The sequence below is a fragment of the Georgenia sp. EYE_87 genome (genome assembly GCF_023148685.1).
Lineage (GTDB): Bacteria > Actinomycetota > Actinomycetes > Actinomycetales > Actinomycetaceae > Georgenia.
In genome coordinates this window covers 75860-93390 of record NZ_JAHXNL010000009.1, presented here as the reverse complement: position 1 = coordinate 93390, position 17531 = coordinate 75860, and the positions used below count along the sequence as shown (strand labels likewise).

The following is a 17531-nucleotide window of genomic DNA, read 5'->3' as shown; positions in this document are numbered from 1 at the left end:
TCCGGTGATCGACCTTCCCGGGTTCACGACCCGCCCGCTCTCCCTCGCCGACGCCGCCGCGGTGGTCGACGTCGTCGCGGCCGAGGAGCTGCGCAGCACGGGCGAGGTCGCGATCGAGGTGGCGGACGTCGTCGCCGACTGGCAGCGGCCGAGCTTCGACGTCGCCTCGGGCACCCTCGGCGTGCTCGACGGCGACCGGCTCGTCGCCTTCGCCGAGTACTCCGGGGAGGACCGCAGCGACGCCGCCGTGCACCCGGACCACCACGGCCGCGGCATCGGCACCGCGCTCGCCGGCTGGATCCGGGACCGGGCGCGCGCCGCGGGCGCGCGCACGGTCGGCATGCCGGTGTTCGCGGGCTCCCCCGGGGACCGGCTGCTCGGGTCGCTGGGCTACCGGGTGCGCTGGACGTCCTGGGTGCTCGCCCTGCCGGCCGGCCGCGAGATCGTCCCGCAGCCCGTGCCCGCGGGGTACACCGTCCGCGAGGCGACACCGGCGGACCACCGGGCGGTGTGGACGACGGTCGAGGACGCGTTCCTGGAGTGGTCCGACCGAGCGCGGTCGTCGTACGAGGACTTCGCCGCCCGGGTGATGGACCGGCCGGGCTTCGAGCCGTGGAACCTGCGGGTCGCCGTCGCCCCCGACCGGCAGGTCGTGGGCGCCGCGTTCGTCGTCCGCGCCGGGGACGTCGGCTACGTCGACAAGCTCGCGGTCCGGGCCGACCAGCGCGGACGGGGCCTCGCCCGGGCGCTCCTCGTGGACGCCTTCTCCCACTCGCGGGCGCACGGCGCCGGCCGGGCCGAGCTGTCCACCGACTCCCGGACCGGGGCGCTCGCCCTGTACGAGAAGGTCGGGATGGAGGTCACCCAGGTCTGGCTGAACCGGGCCGTCGACCTCTGACGGGGCGCAGCGACCCACCGGTGGCGGCCCTCGGCCGCGGAGCTCACGCGGCGGCGGGCATCCCACCCAGCTGCTCGAGCTTCGCGATCCCGCCGGCCGCGTGCGCGTGCAGCCGGCCGAGCGCGTCGTCCAGCGCGGCGGGGCGGTCGTACCGGGGCGGGATGCGCGCCGGGTTGAGCGTGACGCCGTTGGCCCATGCCTTGACGTCCGGCGCGGAGTTGAACGACGCCGCCGCCCGGGCGCCCAGGACGTTCATCCAGGCCCACTCGGTGAGCGTGTTCGAGTACGGCGTGGGCGGGCACAGCCGGTTCTTCTCGGCGTCGTCCTCCCGGGTGGCCTCGACGTACCCAGCCAGGGCCGCGCCGAAGCACGGGAAGCCGGTGCGGATCGGCTGCAGCGTGATCGCCGCCGGCGCCCAGATCGGCACGAGCGGGGAGTACTTCAGGCCGGAGGCCGCGCAGTGCACGACGAGGGCGTCCCTCGCCGTCGTCACCTCGCCCCGGTCCAGGACGACGCGGCCCGGCTCCACGCGCCGGACGTGGCCCAGCCGGACGACGTGCTCGATGGTGCGGAGCTTGTCGAGCTCCCACGTGGCCAGGGTCGGGGTCTTCGCCATCGTCGGGGTCACCGAGGGGTCGATGCGCAGCATGATGCCGGCGTCCTCCAGCCGGAGGAACAGGTCCTCGGGCGAGGTGGCCGTCTCGGCTGCCGCCATCACGTCGGCCACCATGCCGATGAAGACCGCCGGGTCGGGCTGGACCACCGCCCGGTTGAACATCCACGGGTCGCGGGGCCGGACCCACACGATCGCCCCGGAGTCCACGCCGCGCGCGAGGAGCCAGACGCAGGCGTCCGTGGCCGTCTTGCCGGAGCCGACGATCACGTACTGGCTGGGCGCGTCCGTCAGGCGGGCGAGGTCGTTCACCGGCAGCACCCGGGCCCCGTCCGCGACCTCGAACGGCGCGGGCGTGGTGGCGGGGATGTCCGGGGCGAGGTACCGCGCGTCGACCACCCGGCACCCCGGCCCCACCTCGAACCGCTCGCCGGAGACGCACGAGACGAACTGGCGCTCGCCCAGGTACTCGCAGTTCGGGAAGAGGTCGACCTTGCCCGTCTCGAGCAGCCGGTCGGCGACGCGGGCGAAGTAGGCGCAGATCTCTGGCTCGGTGGCCCGCTCCTGCAGGCCGGTCTCGGGCCCGTGGTCCTGGACCCGTCCGCCGCCGAGCAGGGTGGAGGCGACCCCGTAGAACGCCGAGGCCTGGTGCAGGCGGACGAAGGGATAGTCGTCGAGCCAGTGCCCGCCGACGCCGAAGCGGCGGTCGACGACGGCGACCCGCACGTCGGCGTGGTCGGTCAGCGCGTCGGTGAAGGCCATGCCGCTGGCCCCCGCCCCCACGACGAGGTAGTCGGCCTTCACGGCTCGGGCCACGCCGTCAAGCGAAGCACCGCGCCGACCGGGTGTCCAGGGTGCGACGAGATCCACGACGAGACGAGCCGGTGGCCGCCGTGCACGCCAGGTCGGTGAGGCCATCCCGCCAGGGCGGCGGTGTCCCGGGCCGCCGGCGAGCGAGATAAGAGCTGGGCCGGGCCCGGGGCACCCGCCTACCGTCGGTCCCATGAGCGTCTTCTGGGCGGTGCGTCGTGGCCGGGCCCGGGCCACGCTGGGGGTGGCACCGGCTCACGGGGCCCTGGGCTGACAGGATCGTCGCCGGAGCCGGGGTCGCCAGAACCGACCTCGTGCTCGACCTGGGCTCCGGGACCGGCGCCCTGACCCGCCCCCTCGCCGCGCGTGGGGCGCGGGTGATCGCGGTGGAGCTGCACCCGGGCCGCGCGGCGCGCCTGGGTGAGGCGGTGCGCCGGTACCCCGCCGTCACCGTGGTCGTCGACGACGTTCTCGACGTCCCGCTGCCGCGCAGACCGTTCCGCGTGGTCGCGAATCCGCCGTACGCGATCTGCGCGGAGCTGGTACGACGCCTGACCGACCGCCGCTCCTCGATGGTGCGCGCCGACCTCGTGGTCCCCCGATGGATGGCCCGTCGCTATGCGGCCCGCCCGCCCCGCGGGTTCCACGCCGAGGTGGGTCGGCACGTGCCCGCCGGCGCGTTCGTTCCCGCGCCGCGCGACGACAGCGCGGTGCTCGTGCTGCGGCGCCAGGGCCGCCCGAGGCGCTGACGCGTGCGCGATGTCGACCGCGTACGTCGTCGTCACCGTCTTCGCCGCCCTGTGGGTCGGCTTCTCCGCCGTCTCCCTCCTCAGAGCTGCGACCTGGGTGACCGACTCGCTGACGCAGTACGGCGTGCCACGCGGCTGGTGGCCGTGGCTGGGCGTCGCCAAGGCCGCCGGCGCGCTCGGCCTGCTTGCCGGCCTGATCGTGCCGGCCGTCGGGGTCGCCGCCGGGATCGGCCTGATCCTGTACTTCACCGGCGCCGTCGTCACCGTGCTGCGCGCCCGCGCGTACACCCACGTCCCGTACCCGCCTGCTGTACCTGGCGCCGGTCGTCGGTTCCTTGGCGGTCGGGGCGGTGTCCTGAGAGCGTGGGCGGACGGACGACGCGTCGTCCGAGCGTTTCGAGGAGCACCGCCCGCACCTGCGGGCGGTGGCCTACCGGATGCTCGGCTCGGCGAGCGAGGCCGACGACGCCGTCCAGGACGCCTGGCTGCGGGTCAGCCGGGCGGGCACCGAGGACGTCGAGGACCTGCGCGCCTGGCTGACGACGGTCGTGGCGCGGGTGTGCCTGAACATGCTCCGCGGACGCCGGCGGCGGCCCGGCAGCTCGCCAGCCGGCCCCGCCGACGGGTCCGCGGCTCGCAGCCGCCGGAGGGCGACCCGGCCCGGCGGCGCCGGCTCGTCGAGGCATTCCTCGCTGCGGCCTGGACCGGTGACCTCGTGGCGCTGATCCGCATCCTCGACCCCGACGTCGTCCTTCGGGCGGACGGTCAGGCCGTGCCCGGCGGCCGGCCGGTGGTGCTGCGCGGCGCCGAGGTGGTGGCCCAGAGCGCGGCCGCCGCGGCCGTCCGCGCGCTGGTCTCCGAGCTCGCCCTGGTGGACGGCTCGGTCGGGATCGTCATGGCAGCGGTGGGCCAGCCGTCCGTGGTGCTCGCCTTCGCGATCGACGGCGAGCGCATCACCGCCATCGACGTCATCGCGGCCCCGGAACGGCTGAGCCGCCTCGAGATCACGCCGCTGGAGAGCTGAAGAAGGGCGCCCGGCGGGTCCCGACGACCGGAACCGGCGGCGTGCCCGCGGCAAGGACGGCTGGGACGCTGTCCGTCATGGAGCAGATCACCGACAAGCTCTACTCCTGGGCCTCGCTCGTGGACGAGGAGACGCTGGAGCAGGCCAGGCGCAGCGCCGCTATGCCGTTCGTCGACCCGCACGTGGCGCTGATGCCCGACGCGCACCAGGGCATCGGTGCGACGGTCGGCTCGGTGATCCCGACCGTGGGCGCCGTGATGCCGGCCACCGTCGGCGTGGACATCGGCTGCGGCATGGTGGCGGTGCGCACGCAGTTCAGCGAGGAGCGGCTGCGCGGCTCCGGCCGCCGGCTGGCGCAGCTGCGCGAGCAGATCGAGCGAGCGGTCCCCCTCAGCCCGGGCCAGCACAACCGGATGGTCTCGGGCGCCGCAGCGGCAGCCGTCGCCCGCCTCGAGGCGCTGGCCGAGGACGACGGCGTCCGTCCCGCCGCGTTCGCCAAGCACTGGCGGCGCCAGCTCGGCTCCCTCGGCGGGGGCAACCACTTCATCGAGATCAGCGCCGACGAGCAGGGCGACGTGTGGGTGTTTCTGCACTCCGGCAGTCGCGGGGTGGGCAACAGGATCGCCCGCCACTTCATCGAGACGGCGAAGCGTCGGACGTCGGCTCGCCCGATCGCCCTGCCTCACCGGGACCTCGCCTACCTCACCGACGACGACGCCGCCTTTCACGACTACCTGGCGCACCTGCACTGGGCGCAGGAGTTCGCCCGTCTCAACCGCGAGGTGATGAAGGAATGGGTGATCGACCAGCTGGGTCGCTTCATGGGCGCGGAGGTCGAACGTGTCGAGGAGGTCAACGCTCACCACAACTACACCGCCCGCGAGGAGCACTTCGGCAAGCAGGTGCTCCTTTCCCGCAAGGGCGCCATCGACGCCCACGAGGGCGTGCCGGGCCTCATCCCCGGCTCGATGGGCACCGCCTCCTACGTGGTCACCGGCAAGGGCAACGAGATGGCGCTGCGCTCGGCCCCGCACGGCGCGGGCCGGGCCTACTCACGCACGAAAGCTCGCAGGACCTTCACGCAGGACGACCTGCGACGGCGCATGAGCGGGATCGAGTACCGCGACCTGCCGGACTTCGTCGACGAGATCCCCGACGCCTACAAGGACATCGACGCCGTCATGGCCGACGCCGCGGACCTGGTCTCCGTCGACCACACCCTCCACCAGCTCCTTAACGTCAAGGGCCAGTGAGCACACGCCTCCACGTCGCGGGCGGCGGACGTGTGCTGTGCTGCGGACGAGGAGCAGCTCAGCGGACGCGCCGCGACGCCGTCCGCACCACCCTCACCCCGCTCGGGGCCGGCCCGACGGCGAAGCCGTCGACGACGGCCTCGAACAGGTCCTCCGCGCCGTCCTCGCCCGTGGGGAACACGGCGATGCACGCCGGCGCAGCGGCCTCCCGGCGGAGCCGCGGCCGCTCCATGAGCACGGCGTCGGCGTCGGGCTGGGCGACCATCGGCTCCACCGCGACGCTCCCGGCGAGCGACGCCAGGTCGAACGGCTCGGGCGAGAGCACCCAGACCTTGGCCTCGGCGTCGTAGCTCTGCCGGTTCGTGACCGTGAACGCGGTGAGGGTGCGGATGAACCGGACCTCGTCGTCCTGCTGGGCCGCCGACGTGTGCGCCTGCGGCGACGCGACGACCCCGTCGTCGAACCACACCTCGACGATGCCGTCGACGGTCCGCTCCGGCTCGCCGTTCGTCCAGAACGACCGGACCGAGTTCTGCACGTACTCGTCGAGACCCGGCAGGTCGGCGATGATCGCCGCGTGCGGGACCGCCCAGTGCTCGTCGAACTCGGCGAAGGACAGGTCGGACCGGCGTTGCAGGAGCGCGACGCGTTTTCTCAGCATGCTTCCCCCTCGCGGGCCCCGGCCAGGGCGACCGCTGGCGCGCCGAGGGTCCGCCGCGCCGCCGCCCGGCCGGCGATGCTGCCGGTGAGGTGGGCGGGCGCGAGGCCGCCGGCGTAGCCGTAGTTGTTGAACCCACCGATGTCGGCCCCGACGGCGTAGAGCCCGTCGATCCGCTCCCCCGCCTGACCCCGCACCGAGAGGTCGGCGTCGACGGCGATGCCGCCGAGGGTGAAGGTGATCGCGGGCTGGACCTCGAGCGCGTGGAACGGGCCCCGCCGCAGCTTCGCCAGCTGCCGCGTGGTGGGAGGGGCGGCACGGGAGACCCGCCGGGCCAGGTGCGAGGGCTCGACGTCGCCCGCGAGCGTCCGCGTCAGCTGGTCCGCGTCGACGCCCAGAGCGCCGAGCCGCCGCACGAGCTCGTCGAGGGTGTCCGCCGTCGCGTGCCGGGCTCCCCCGGCCACCGCGAACTCGAACCGGTCGACCCGCCCGAAGTTGGCGAAGGGCTCCGCGACGCCGTAGGTCGAGCGCACCTCCTCGTCGAAGAGGAGGAACGCGGTCATGCCGTCGACCTCGGCGAGGTCCTGGTTGAGGATCTCGTCGCCGCGTGACTCGTCGGCGAAACGTCGGCCGTCGGCCGCGACGAGGATGCCGTGGCTGGAGTAGTACTGCGAGAACACCATGTACTTCTCGGGGGTGAAGCCCGCGACGGGGTGCGGGACGAGGTGCCCGTAGAACGTGCCGAGGTCCCCGGCCAGCCCGGCGCCCAGGGACGACGCGAGCCTCAGCCCGTCGCCCTCGCTGCCGCGGTTCGAGCGCAGGGCGATGTCCGCGCCGACCGCCGGCATGTGTGCGGCGCGGAGCTCCGGCGAGGCCTGGAAGCCACCCGTGGCGAGGACGACGGCGGATGCGCGGATCTCCGCCGGGCCGGCCGCCGTCTCGGTCCGGACCAGGAACCGGTGCCCGCCTGTGCGCTCGATCTCGAGCGTGCTGACGCCGGTGCGCACCGTGCCGCCGCACGCGTACAGCCGTGCCGTCAGGACGTCGAGATAGGACCGGACGTCGAAGGAGTAGCCGCGGCCGAAGTCGCCCATCACGCCGAGCGTCGGCTCTGCGTCGACGTGGACCCCGCTCTCGCGGATCGCGGCCAGGTCGCCCTCGTACTGCGCGATCAGCCGGGCGGCGAGCTCGACGTCGCCGTGCGGGACGCGCTGCCGGTAGGCGGCCAGGTCCGGTGCGGTCCAGAACATGCCTGCCGAGAGCGCCGACGACCCGCCGAGCCGGTCCAGCTTCTCCAGCAGCAGGACGCTCGCGCCGGCCGCGGCGGCGACGGACGCCGCGCGCAGTCCCGCCAGGCCACCGCCCAGCACGACCACGTCCCACGACGAATCATCCACCAGAGCCATCCCACGCCTCCTCGCTGTGTCTGCGGCTCCGCATCCCTGCGGCGCCACAACATAAGCGGGCAGCGCGCCGAGGCGCACACGGCTTTCCACATGACAGAAAGCGGAGTGTCCCAGACCTGAGTACGGAACCGAGGGCCCCCTCAAGATACGGGGCCATCTCACGAACGAAGTGGTTCGTCGTTTCCAGATAGCAGAACACCGCGTTGACGAGGACCTTGGTCCCGGTTACGTTCGGCCCCGCTCGAAGGCGAGATTGGGCCCGCCGCGGCCCACAACACGGAAGGCCCGGAACATGACGCAGGAGACACTGGCAGTCGCCGCTCCGCCGCAGGACCGCAACGACGCGAGGACGCCCGGCCGGAGCACGCAGAAGAGGACCGCCGTGGTCAGCGGCGCCATCGGCTCGGCGCTCGAATGGTTCGACTTCGCCGTGTACGGCGCACTGTCGGCAACGATCTTCCCCGCGCTCTTCTTCTCCGACCTCGGGGCCGCCGGCGGGCTCATCGCCTCCTTCGCCACCTTCGGCGTCGGGTTCTTCGCACGCCCCCTCGGCGCCGTCGTCTGCGGTCACCTCGGCGACAAGTACGGCCGTCGGCCCGTGCTGCTCGGCACGTTCATCCTCATGGGCGTCAGCTCGCTGGCGATCGGCGCGCTGCCGGCCAACCAGGGCGTCACGATCGCCGCCGTGCTGGTCGCGCTGCGGTTCCTGCAGGGGTTCTCGCTCGGGGGCGAGGCCACCGGCGCCCAGCTGATGATCCTGGAGCACGCCAACGCCAACCAGCGCGGGTTCCTCGGGGCGTTCATCAACATCGGCTCGCCGCTGAGCCAGGTCCTCGCCAACGTCACGCTGGTCGTCCTGAGCAGCTCGCTGAGCGAGACGGCCTTCATGTCCTGGGGCTGGCGGGTGCCCTTCCTGATGAGCATCCTCCTCGTCCTCGTCGGAATCTTCATCCGGCTCCGGCTCGAGGAGACCCCGGTCTTCGTCGAGCACAAGGCAGTCTCGACGAAGTCCGTCAGCGGTCTCCAGGTGCTCAGGTCCCGGCCGGGGACCATCGCCAAGCTCATGCTGGTGCGCGCCGGCTCGAACGTCACGTTCTACACGATGGCCGTCTACGGCCTGAACTACCTCACCACCAGCGCCGGCTTCGCCCAGTCGCAGGCTTTCGTCATCGTGCTGGTCGCCAACGGCGTCTCGGTGCTCTTCGGTCTGCTCGGCGGTCGCGTGAGCGACCGCATCGGCCGCCGGCCGGTGCTCGTGACCGCGATCTTCGCCCAGATTCTCGCCGTGGTCTGCTTCTTCCCGGCGGCGGCCACCGGCAACGTCCTCCTCGTCACCGCCACCGTGGCGGTCGCCATCAGCGGCGTGCAGTTCGAGTTCGGCTCGCAGCCCGCGTTGTACGCGGAGGAGTTCCCGACGAACATGCGCTTCTCGGGGTCGGCGCTCTCGCTGTCCTTCTCCCAGCTCCTGTTCTCCGCGCCGGCGCCGATGATCGCCGCCGCGCTCGCCAGCACCGGCAACTTCTGGGCGATCGCCGCCGTCAACGTCGGCGTCCTGCTCCTCTCGCTGGTGTTCGTCCGGTGGGTCCGCGAGAACCACCGGGCCGAGCTGAACGAGATCGGCTGACCGTCCGCCCCGCCTGCGAGGCCTCCACGCACACCCGTGCGCGGGGGCCTCGCACGGCTGCCAGGACATGACCACCACGGGGCCGACTTGGCCCCGCGGACAGGAAGGCGGTTCCCTGTGTCCGTGCCCACCGAGAAGAAGCAGGTCTACGAGCGGCCGCGGTACGCGCTGAGCTCCGTCGACCACGCGCTGCGGATCATCCAGATCCTCCGGGACACCGGCGGGGCGCGGCTGTCGGACATCGCCCGCGAGCTGGACGTCTCACCCTCGACGGCGCACCGGCTGCTGGCCATGCTGGTGTACCGGGACTTCGCCATCCAGGACGAGTCCCGCGCGTACGTCCCCGGCCCGTCGATGGGCGCGGCCCCCTCCCCCTTCCCGTGGACGCGGCGCCTCAAGCAGCTGCTCGGCCCGCACCTCGACCTGCTGGCCGCCAGGCTGGACGAGACGGTCAGCCTGATGTTCCGCACCGGCACGCGGGTCCGGGTGCTGATGACCGTGGAGGGCGGCCAGCTGCTGCGGGTCGGCGACCGGACGGGCCTGGTGCAGGACGCCCGGCTCGCCGCGGGCGGCAAGGCGATCCTCGCCGATCTCGACCCCGCGTTCCTCGAACGGCTCTTCCGCAGCCAGTCGGCGCGGTTCGCCGGCACGTACCTCGGCGATGCCGAGTTCGGGCGGCTGACGCGCACGCTGGAGGAGACGCGCCAGCGGGGGTACGCCCTCAACCACGAGGAGACCGAGCCCGGCGTGCACGTGCTCGGCATGGCGCTCCACGACGCCGGAGGCGGCCCCCTGGCCGCCTTCGCCGTGCTCGTGCCGTCCTCGCGGTCCGCGGTGCTCGACGACCCGACGACGCTCGCCATGGCCAGGGAGGCTCAGGCGGACATGGACCTCGAGATCAGTGCGGCCGGGCTGGAGGTCTGAGAACAGCGGCGGCTGACGGATCGGGGACACCCGCTCCGTGGTTGCTCCCGTCCCTCACCCCGTCCGCCAGGGCGGCACGTCGGGACCGGGCTCGTCGTCGAGGCCGGCCCGGCGTCGCACCAGGCCCTGACCGAGCTGGTCCGGCTCCGGCGTCGCCAGTGCGGCGGCGAGGAACGCGGAGAGCACCGGCGACGGCGCCCCCGCCGGCCAGACGACCGCCGCCTCGAGCGGCGGGACCGGCTGCTGCAGCGGGGCCACGCGCACCTCGGGCCCGGCGACCGCGTTGACCGAGCTCGGCAGGACGGTCACGCCCTGACCGCCGACGACGAGGGCGAGCGCCGTCGTCGGGGTGGCGCTGGAGCGTTGGTGACGCGGGGCAACCCCGGCCTCCTGCCATGCCCGGCGGAGGATCTCCGGCAGCCCCGCGAACGAGGCACGGGCCGAGGGGACGATCCAGGGCTCGTCGGCGAGGTCGCGCAGGTCGATGACGCTCGCGCTGGCGGCGGGGTGGTCCCGCGGCACGACGGCGACCAACGGCTCTCGCCGGGCGACGGCGGTCTCCAGGCCGGCGGCCGCCGACCGGGCCAGCGTCTGCGTGTCGGCGCAGTACACCAGCCCCACGCCCGCGCGCCGGTCGCGCACCCGCTCGACGACCTCGTCGGGGAGCACGTCCTCGACGTCGAGGTCGACGTCCGGCGCGCGGCGGTGGAAGGCCCTGAGGATCGAGGGCAGCAGGTGCCACGAGCCGGCGGTGACCGTGGCGATCCCGAGGCGGCCGAGCCGGCCGGCACCCACCGCGCGGGCCCGCACCTGGACGTCGTCGAGGTGCCTGAGGAGCCGCCGCGCCTCCTCCGCGAGGAACAGGCCGGCGTCCGTGGGTTCCACGCCGCGCGCGTGCCGCCGGAGCAGGGGCACGCCGATCTCCTTCTCGAGCTGGCGCATCGAGGTCGAGAGCGGCGGCTGCGTCATGTGCAGCCGAACGGCGGCCTGGGACACCGACCGTTCGTCGACGACGGTGACGAAGTACTGGAGCTGCCGTAGTTCCATACGCGGAGCATATGGCAGGGCAATGAAGTGGGAACTGGACGTATGTCTCGGCGCGGGCCAGGCTGGCGGGGCAGACAGGGCGGCGGTCGACGTGGACCCGGCGCACGGCGAAGGAGCTGACGTGATCGAGACATCGACGGACGTGACGGTGTACGAGACCCGTCCGCAGCGGGTCGTGAGCGGGCGCGGCGCCGCCCGCGCGCTGCCCGAGGAGCTGACCGGGCTCGGAGTCTCGCGCGTCATGCTCGTCGCGGGCGAGGCCGAGCTCGCCGTCGCCGAGCTGTTGACCGAGAAGCTCGACGTGGTCGCGACGTTCAGTGGGGTGCGTCCGCACGTGCCGGTGGAGGCGGCCGAGGCCGCCCGCGAGCTGGCACGGTCGTCCGGCGCGGAGGTGCTGGTGAGCGTCGGCGGCGGGTCGACCACCGGCACCGCCAAGGCCGTCGCCCTCACGCAGGGCCTGCCGATCGTTGCCGTCCCGACGACCTACGCAGGCTCGGAGGCCACCGACGTCTGGGGGCTGACGGAGGCCGGGCGCAAGACCAACGGTGCGGACGCCGTCGTGCTGCCCCGCGTGGTGCTCTACGACCCCGAGCTGACCACCTCCCTTCCTCCGCACCTCACCGTGAGCTCCGGGCTGAACGCGGTGGCGCACTGCGTGGACTCGCTGTGGGGACCGTCCGCCAGCCCGGCCTCGACGGCCTTCGCCGTCGAGGGCCTCCGGCTGCTCGCGCAGGGGCTGACCGCGGTGCTCGCCGACGGGGCCGACCTGACGGCGCGGGAACGCTGCCAGTCCGGCACCTATCTCGCCGCGGCCGCGTTCGCCGCCGCCGGCTCGGGCATCCACCACAAGATCTGCCACGTCCTGGGCGGGGCGTACAACCTCGAGCACGCGGCCATGCACGCCGTCGTCCTGCCCCACGTGCTCGGGTTCAACGCCCCGGCCGCCCCGGAGGCCGCGGACCGCGTCGCCGGTGCGCTGGCCGGGGCAGGCTTCGGCGACGGCGGGGATGCGCTGGCCGCGCTCCTCGCGCTCTACGCCACCCTGGGCGCTCCGCGCAGCCTGGGTGAGCTCGGCCTGCGCGCCGACCAGGTGAACGAGGCCGCGCGCCGGACGCTGGAGAAGGTCCCGCCGTCCAACCCGCGGCCCGTCACCGAGACCCAGCTGGCCGAGCTCATCGGCCGGGCCCAGGCCGGTGCCGACGCGGTGGAGGTCCCGCTGTCCTGACCCGGCACCACCCCTGACCCGCACCACCCACCCCTGACCCCGCGGCAACCACCAACCACCCAGGACCGGGGCCGGGGAGAGATGGCGACGCCGACGTCGCCACGAAAGGAGAACCCGTGACCATCACGATCGTGCCGGCCCCGCCGAGGGGGTCCGAGCAGGAGGCCCGCGAGCGCCTCGTCACCGAGCAGGTGGAGGCGAGCTTCGAGAGCTCCCCGGACCAGCGGCTCAAGGAGGTGCTCCAGGCGGTGGCCCGCCACGCCCACGAGCTGATCCGCGAGGTGCGGCTGACCGAGGCGGAGTGGGAGGCGGCGATCGAGTTCCTGCGCGCGTGCGGGGACATCACCACCGACACCCGGCAGGAGTTCATCCTGCTCTCCGACGTCCTGGGCATCTCCATGGAGACGATCTGCGTCAACCAGCCGGCCGAGGGGGACGTGACGGAGGCAACCGTCTTCGGGCCGTTCTTCGTCGACGACGCCCCACGGGTCGAGCTGGGCGGCGACATCGCCCAGGGTGCGGCCGGGGAGCCCTGCTGGGTCAGCGGTACGGTGCGCGACACCGAGGGCAGCCCGATCCCCGGCGCCCGGATCGAGGTGTGGGAGGCCGACGACGACGGCTTCTACGACGTCCAGTACACCGACGGCCGCACCGCCGGCCGGGCGCACCTGTTCACCGGCGAGGACGGGTCCTACCGGTTCTGGGGCGTGACCCCGACGCCCTACCCCATCCCGCACGACGGCCCGGTCGGGAAGATGCTCGAGGCCACCGGCCGCTCCCCCATGCGGGCGGCGCACCTGCACTTCATGGTCACCGCCCCCGGCTACCGGCGCCTGGTCACCCACATCTTCGTCGAGGGCGACCCGCTCCTCGCCAGCGACGCCGTCTTCGGCGTCAAGGACTCCCTGGTGAAGACCTTCACCCAGCACGGGCCCGGCACCCCGACCCCGGACGGGCGCCGGGTCGAGGGCACGTGGAGCCAGACCACCTTCGACATCGTCCTCCCCCGCGAGGACGCCACCACCACCACCACGGAGGCGTGAGCATGACCAGCACCGATCCCCGCCCGCTCGAGGAGGAGACCATCGCCCTCAGCGCCGGCGCCCAGCAGGAGATCCACGACGAGCAGCCGGAGGACCTGCACACCGACGTCCTGATCATCGGCTCGGGACCGGCCGGGGCCTCCGCGGCGCTGTTCCTCTCGACCTACGGCGTCGACCACATCGCGATCACCAAGTACCGCTGGACGGCGAACACCCCGCGGGCGCACATCACCAACCAGCGCACGGTCGAGATCATGCGGGACATGGGCATCGAGGACCAGCTCCAGGCCCAGGCAACGCCGCACCACCTGATGGGCGACACGGTCTTCTGCTCCTCCCTCGTCGGCGACGAGATCGGCCGCATCCGGACCTGGGGCACCCACCCGCGCCGCGAGGCGGACTACGTCGAGGCGAGTCCGTCGCTGAACTGCGACCTGCCGCAGACGCTGTTCGAGCCGATCCTGGTGGGCAACGCCGCCTCGCGCGGGAGCCGGTTCCGGTTCGACACCGAGTACCTCTCGCTCACCCAGGACGACACCGGGGTCACCGTCCGGGTCCGTGACCGGATCTCCGGCCACGAGTACAACATCCGCGCCCGCTACGTCATCGCCGCCGACGGCGGCCGGTCCCAGGTGGCCAAGGACCTCGAGCTGCCCTTCGAGGGACAGATGGACGTCGCCGGCTCGATGAACATCGTCTGCCACGTGGACCTGTCCGAGTACGTGGCCCACCGCCCCTCGGTGCTCTACTGGGTCCTCCAGCCCGGCGCCACCATCGGCGGCATCGGCCTCGGCCTCGTGCGAATGGTCCGGCCGTGGAACGAGTGGCTCATCACCTGGGGCTACGACATCAACCAGCCGCCGCCCGAGCTCGACGAGCAGATGGCCGTCGACATTGTCCACGGACTCATCGGCGACGACACCGTCCCGGTCACGATCCGGTCGCTGTCGCTGTGGGGCAACAACAAGATGTACGCCACGCAGTACTCCCGGGGCCGCGTCTTCATCGCCGGCGACGCCGCCCACCGGCACCCGCCGTCGAACGGGCTGGGCTCCAACACCTCCATCGGCGACTCCTACAACCTGGCCTGGAAGATCGCCCACGTCCTCAAGGGGCTCGCCGGCGAGGAGCTGCTCGACAGCTACCACGCGGAGCGGGCGCCGGTGGGCAGGCAGATCGTCCTGCGCGCCAACCAGTCGATCGAGGAGTTCGGCTCCTTCCTCCAGGCTCTGGGCGTGGACGAGTCGCAGGACGCCGAGCAGATGCAGGCCGCCATCGACTCCCGCAAGGACCGCACGTCCGAGGGGGCCCGCAAGCGCGAGCTGCTGCGCGAGGCGATGGAGCTGAAGAACTACGAGTTCAACGCCCACGGCGTCGAGCTCGGCCAGCGATACGACTCCTCCGCCGTCGTCCCCGACGGCACCGCGGAGCCGGAGTACACGCGGGATCCCGAGCTCTACTACCACCCCACCACCTGGCCCGGCGCGCGGCTCCCGCACGCCTGGCTCGGTCGGGACGGCCACAAGGTCTCGACGCACGACCTGGCCGGCAAGGGGCGGTTCACGGTGCTCACCGGCATCGGCGGCGAGGCCTGGGCGGACGCCGCCCGGACCGTCGGCGCCGACCTGGGCCTCGACATCGCCGCGTACGTCGTCGGCCCCGGCCAGGAGCACACCGACCTCTACGACGACTGGGCCCGGCTCAGCGAGGTCGACGAGACCGGCGTGGTGCTCGTCCGGCCGGACATGCACGTCGCGTGGCGGTCCGTCTCGCTCGTCGACGACACCGCCGCGGAGCTGGAGCGCGTCCTCCGCACCGTCCTCGCGCGTCCCCGGACGCACGGCGCGGGTTCTTCGGAGCGGCAGGAGCAGCTCGCCGAGGTGTGAGGCGAGGGGTCGTGCCAGCGATCGTCCCCGACGCTGGCCGACCCGCGGTATGCCATCGGTCGGGGACACGCCACGAAGGAGTGGAACGGATGAACGCACCATCAACCTCACAGACGGCTCCCCGCGAGTCAGCAAGGCCCGCCTCGCTCGGTGACCTCGACGCGGTCGCCGATGTCGTCGTCGTCGGCGGAGGAGGAGGGGGCCTCCCGGCCGCCCTGTTCAGCAGGTGGCAGGGCAACGAGGTGATACTCCTCGAGAAAGCGTCGCAGCTCGGGGGTACTGCCAACAAGGCCGCGTTCTGGTACTGGATCCCCAACAACGCCGCAATGCGCGCAGCGGGTGTCCAGGACGACCGCGACGGGTACCTCCGGTATGTCGCCCGGCTCACCCGCCCGCATCAGTACGACCCCGACAGCCCGACCATGGGGCTCACGCAGTGGGAGTACGACATGTGCGCCGCGATCTACGACAGCGCCTCGGACGCCGCAGAACTGCTCGCCGAGCGTGACGCGCTGCCGTACCGGCACTGCGGCGACGTCCCCGACTACTGGAGCCACCTGCCCGAGGACAACGCACCGACCGGCCGCATCCTGCTCCCCCGCGCCGCCCGTGAGTCCATGTCCGACGGCGGGAGAGTCGGCATCGGCACCATGTCCGCGGCGGCGCGACGCGACGGCGTCGACATCCGGCTCGAGCACCGTGTCCAACGAGTCATCCACGACGGCACCGAGGTGGTCGGCGTCGAGGCCACCACGCCCGACGGCACCACCGTTCGCGTCGGTGCGCGCAAGGCAGTCGTCTTCGCCTCCGGCGGGTTCACCCATGACGGCGACCTGCGTGCCAACTTCCTCGGGTTCCCCGCCTACGGCGGGTGCGCCGCGATGACGAACGAGGGCGATTTCGTGCAGATCTCCACCGCGGTCGGCGCCCAGCTGCGGAACATGTCGAACGCGTGGATGTGCCCGATCCCGCTGGAGAAGGCCGTCCGCCGCGATCCCACCATGTCCGGCATGTTCTCTGTGGCGGGCGACTCGATGATATGGGTGGACCGGACCGGCCGGCGCTCGACAAACGAGAAACTGCCGTACAACGAGCAGGGCAGGCTCTTCTACGAGTGGGACCCGGTGCACGCGGCGTATCCGAAGCTCGTTCAGTTCCAGATCTGGGACCAGCGCAGCCAGGACCACTCGGCCTCCGACGAGTACGGACGGTTGATCGTGCCGCCCGGCGAGCCGGACTACCACGTCATCAAGGGCGACACCCTCGACGAGCTTGCCGCGGCCATCGGCGACCGCCTCGCCGAGTACCGCCACGTCACCGGCGGGATGACCCTGTCCGAGGATTTCGCCGATAACCTGCGGGCGTCGATCGAGCGGTTCAACCGATTTGCCGAGGCCGGGGTGGACCAGGACTTCCATCGCGGCGAGACCCCGGTGGAGTTCGTCTTCAACGGTGTCGTCAAGGACGAACCAGGCCGGAAGAACGACACCATGTGGCCGATCAGCGGCTCAGGCCCCTACTACGCCGCCATGGTCACCGGCGGAACGCTCGACACGAAGGGCGGGCCGCGGACCAGCCCGGACGGCGAGGTGCTCGACGACGTCGGGTCGCCTATCCCCGGCCTCTTCGGTGTGGGCAACTGCGTCGCCTCAGCCTCCGCCGGGGCCTACTGGGCCGGTGGAGCGACCCTCGGCCCCATCATCGCGATGGCGTACCGCACAGCCCGCGCAGCTGCCGCGCGTCCTGTCCGGGACCTCGCGACCAGCACCGTCACAGCTCGCTGAAACCCCACCACTGGAGAGAATCATGGCCCTTACCCGAAGCACTATGACCGACGAACAGCGCAAGTCCGTCGCCATCGAATACCTTAAGGCGTTCGACAACGGGGGCGTCACCTCCGACGGCGGCAGCATCCTCGACCTCTTCGCCGATGACGCCCAGGTGTACTTCCCGAAGTGGGGCATCGCCACGGGCAAGGAGCAGATCGGCCAGCTGTTCGGCGACGTCGGCGGCACGCTGCAGTCGATCACCCACCACTACTCGCACTTCAACTGGATCTTCTCCGGCTCTGACACGCTGGTGGCGGAAGGAACCAGCCATGGGGAGCATGAGGATGGGCCCTGGCGGGCGGGCGTGCCCGAGCATGGTGCCGGCCGCTGGTGCGACGTCTTCGAGATCCGCGACTGGTTGGTCCAGCGCGTCTTCATCTACCTCGACCCGGACTACGCAGGACGGGACACCGAGCGCTACCCCTGGCTCGCAGCGACTTTGCCCGCTGAGGTCTGAGGCGTGGACGCCCGGTAGCTCGCTGAACGCCTGGCGGCAGCACCCCCGGAACGGCTCGTGGGTGCTGCCGCCCACCGTTCGTCCC

General features: G+C 72.6%; 15 protein-coding genes and 1 pseudogene. 12 read left to right on the top strand and 4 right to left on the bottom strand.

Annotated features, from left to right (window positions below; all coding sequences use genetic code 11):
• The first annotated feature begins 4 nt into the window (after positions 1–4).
• A complete protein-coding gene (locus tag KZX45_RS13805) occupies positions 5–898 on the top strand; it encodes a GNAT family N-acetyltransferase (RefSeq protein WP_248258330.1) in 894 nt (297 codons plus the stop codon).
• Between the two features lie 43 nt (positions 899–941).
• Here the strand turns inward: KZX45_RS13805 and KZX45_RS13800 are convergent, their stop codons facing one another.
• Complete coding sequence (locus tag KZX45_RS13800; protein ID WP_248258329.1) at positions 942–2327, bottom strand: FAD/NAD(P)-binding protein; 1386 nt, start codon at positions 2325–2327, stop codon at positions 942–944.
• Positions 2328–2539: 212 nt separating this feature from the next.
• On the opposite strand from KZX45_RS13800, the gene KZX45_RS13795 reads away from it, so the two are divergent.
• The 4 genes and pseudogenes from KZX45_RS13795 to KZX45_RS13780 all read left to right on the top strand — a co-directional run bounded on the left by KZX45_RS13795 (position 2540) and on the right by KZX45_RS13780 (position 5347).
• Entirely contained in the window at positions 2540–3070 is a 531-nt protein-coding gene (locus KZX45_RS13795) for an rRNA adenine N-6-methyltransferase family protein (protein WP_308221746.1), read from the top strand.
• A 10-nt stretch (positions 3071–3080) separates the two neighbouring features.
• Positions 3081–3368 (top strand): annotated as a pseudogene (locus tag KZX45_RS13790) (DoxX family protein); the annotation flags it as partial.
• 139 nt (positions 3369–3507) lie between these two features.
• On the top strand, positions 3508–3795 hold the full coding sequence (locus tag KZX45_RS13785; protein ID WP_248258431.1) for a sigma factor: 288 nt from the start codon (positions 3508–3510) through the stop codon (positions 3793–3795).
• A 376-nt stretch (positions 3796–4171) separates the two neighbouring features.
• The gene (locus KZX45_RS13780; protein WP_248258327.1) at positions 4172–5347 is read left to right on the top strand and encodes an RtcB family protein; all 1176 of its coding nucleotides are present in this window, start codon (positions 4172–4174) and stop codon (positions 5345–5347) included.
• Positions 5348–5405: 58 nt separating this feature from the next.
• On the opposite strand, the gene KZX45_RS13775 is transcribed toward KZX45_RS13780, so the two are convergent.
• Together KZX45_RS13775 and KZX45_RS13770 are read right to left on the bottom strand one after the other, a co-directional pair.
• Complete coding sequence (locus KZX45_RS13775) at positions 5406–6008, bottom strand: EthD family reductase (protein ID WP_248258326.1); 603 nt, start codon at positions 6006–6008, stop codon at positions 5406–5408.
• Positions 6002–7411, bottom strand: a complete 1410-nt coding sequence (locus tag KZX45_RS13770) for an FAD-dependent oxidoreductase (protein ID WP_248258325.1) — start codon at positions 7409–7411, stop codon at positions 6002–6004. The genes KZX45_RS13775 and KZX45_RS13770 overlap by 7 nt, the downstream gene beginning before the upstream one ends.
• A gap of 292 nt (positions 7412–7703) precedes the next feature.
• Here KZX45_RS13770 and KZX45_RS13765 point away from each other — a divergent pair, with 292 nt between their 5' ends.
• Together KZX45_RS13765 and KZX45_RS13760 are read left to right on the top strand one after the other, a co-directional pair.
• The gene (locus KZX45_RS13765; RefSeq protein ID WP_248258324.1) at positions 7704–9035 is read left to right on the top strand and encodes an MFS transporter; all 1332 of its coding nucleotides are present in this window, start codon (positions 7704–7706) and stop codon (positions 9033–9035) included.
• A gap of 123 nt (positions 9036–9158) precedes the next feature.
• Positions 9159–9959 carry a helix-turn-helix domain-containing protein gene (locus KZX45_RS13760; protein WP_248258323.1) on the top strand — a complete coding sequence of 267 codons (801 nt, stop codon included), beginning with the start codon at positions 9159–9161 and terminating at the stop codon, positions 9957–9959.
• 54 nt (positions 9960–10013) lie between these two features.
• On the opposite strand, the gene KZX45_RS13755 is transcribed toward KZX45_RS13760, so the two are convergent.
• Positions 10014–11006, bottom strand: a complete 993-nt coding sequence (locus KZX45_RS13755; protein WP_248258322.1) for a LysR family transcriptional regulator — start codon at positions 11004–11006, stop codon at positions 10014–10016.
• Positions 11007–11127: 121 nt separating this feature from the next.
• Here KZX45_RS13755 and KZX45_RS13750 point away from each other — a divergent pair, with 121 nt between their 5' ends.
• The 5 genes from KZX45_RS13750 to KZX45_RS13730 all read left to right on the top strand — a co-directional run bounded on the left by KZX45_RS13750 (position 11128) and on the right by KZX45_RS13730 (position 17446).
• On the top strand, positions 11128–12231 hold the full coding sequence (locus tag KZX45_RS13750; protein ID WP_248258321.1) for a maleylacetate reductase: 1104 nt from the start codon (positions 11128–11130) through the stop codon (positions 12229–12231).
• A gap of 116 nt (positions 12232–12347) precedes the next feature.
• Positions 12348–13274, top strand: a complete 927-nt coding sequence (locus tag KZX45_RS13745; protein WP_248258320.1) for a dioxygenase — start codon at positions 12348–12350, stop codon at positions 13272–13274.
• Positions 13275–13276: 2 nt separating this feature from the next.
• Positions 13277–15160, top strand: a complete 1884-nt coding sequence (locus tag KZX45_RS13740) for an FAD-dependent monooxygenase (protein ID WP_248258319.1) — start codon at positions 13277–13279, stop codon at positions 15158–15160.
• A gap of 89 nt (positions 15161–15249) precedes the next feature.
• On the top strand, positions 15250–16944 hold the full coding sequence (locus KZX45_RS13735) for an FAD-dependent oxidoreductase (RefSeq protein ID WP_248258318.1): 1695 nt from the start codon (positions 15250–15252) through the stop codon (positions 16942–16944).
• 43 nt (positions 16945–16987) lie between these two features.
• Positions 16988–17446 carry a nuclear transport factor 2 family protein gene (locus tag KZX45_RS13730; protein ID WP_248258317.1) on the top strand — a complete coding sequence of 153 codons (459 nt, stop codon included), beginning with the start codon at positions 16988–16990 and terminating at the stop codon, positions 17444–17446.
• Positions 17447–17531: the final 85 nt, after the last annotated feature.

Excerpts from the sequence above, each read along its gene's own strand:
- KZX45_RS13730 (WP_248258317.1), top strand. The coding sequence starts at position 16,988 with ATGACCGACGAACAGCGCAAGTCCGTCGCCATCGAATACCTTAAGGCG.
- KZX45_RS13735 (WP_248258318.1), top strand. The coding sequence starts at position 15,250 with ATGAACGCACCATCAACCTCACAGACGGCTCCCCGCGAGTCAGCAAGG.
- KZX45_RS13780 (WP_248258327.1), top strand. The coding sequence starts at position 4,172 with ATGGAGCAGATCACCGACAAGCTCTACTCCTGGGCCTCGCTCGTGGAC.
- KZX45_RS13765 (WP_248258324.1), top strand. The coding sequence starts at position 7,704 with ATGACGCAGGAGACACTGGCAGTCGCCGCTCCGCCGCAGGACCGCAAC.
- KZX45_RS13740 (WP_248258319.1), top strand. The coding sequence starts at position 13,277 with ATGACCAGCACCGATCCCCGCCCGCTCGAGGAGGAGACCATCGCCCTC.
- KZX45_RS13755 (WP_248258322.1), bottom strand. The coding sequence starts at position 11,006 with ATGGAACTACGGCAGCTCCAGTACTTCGTCACCGTCGTCGACGAACGG.
- KZX45_RS13775 (WP_248258326.1), bottom strand. The coding sequence starts at position 6,008 with ATGCTGAGAAAACGCGTCGCGCTCCTGCAACGCCGGTCCGACCTGTCC.
- KZX45_RS13770 (WP_248258325.1), bottom strand. The coding sequence starts at position 7,411 with ATGGCTCTGGTGGATGATTCGTCGTGGGACGTGGTCGTGCTGGGCGGT.
- KZX45_RS13785 (WP_248258431.1), top strand. The coding sequence starts at position 3,508 with ATGCTCGGCTCGGCGAGCGAGGCCGACGACGCCGTCCAGGACGCCTGG.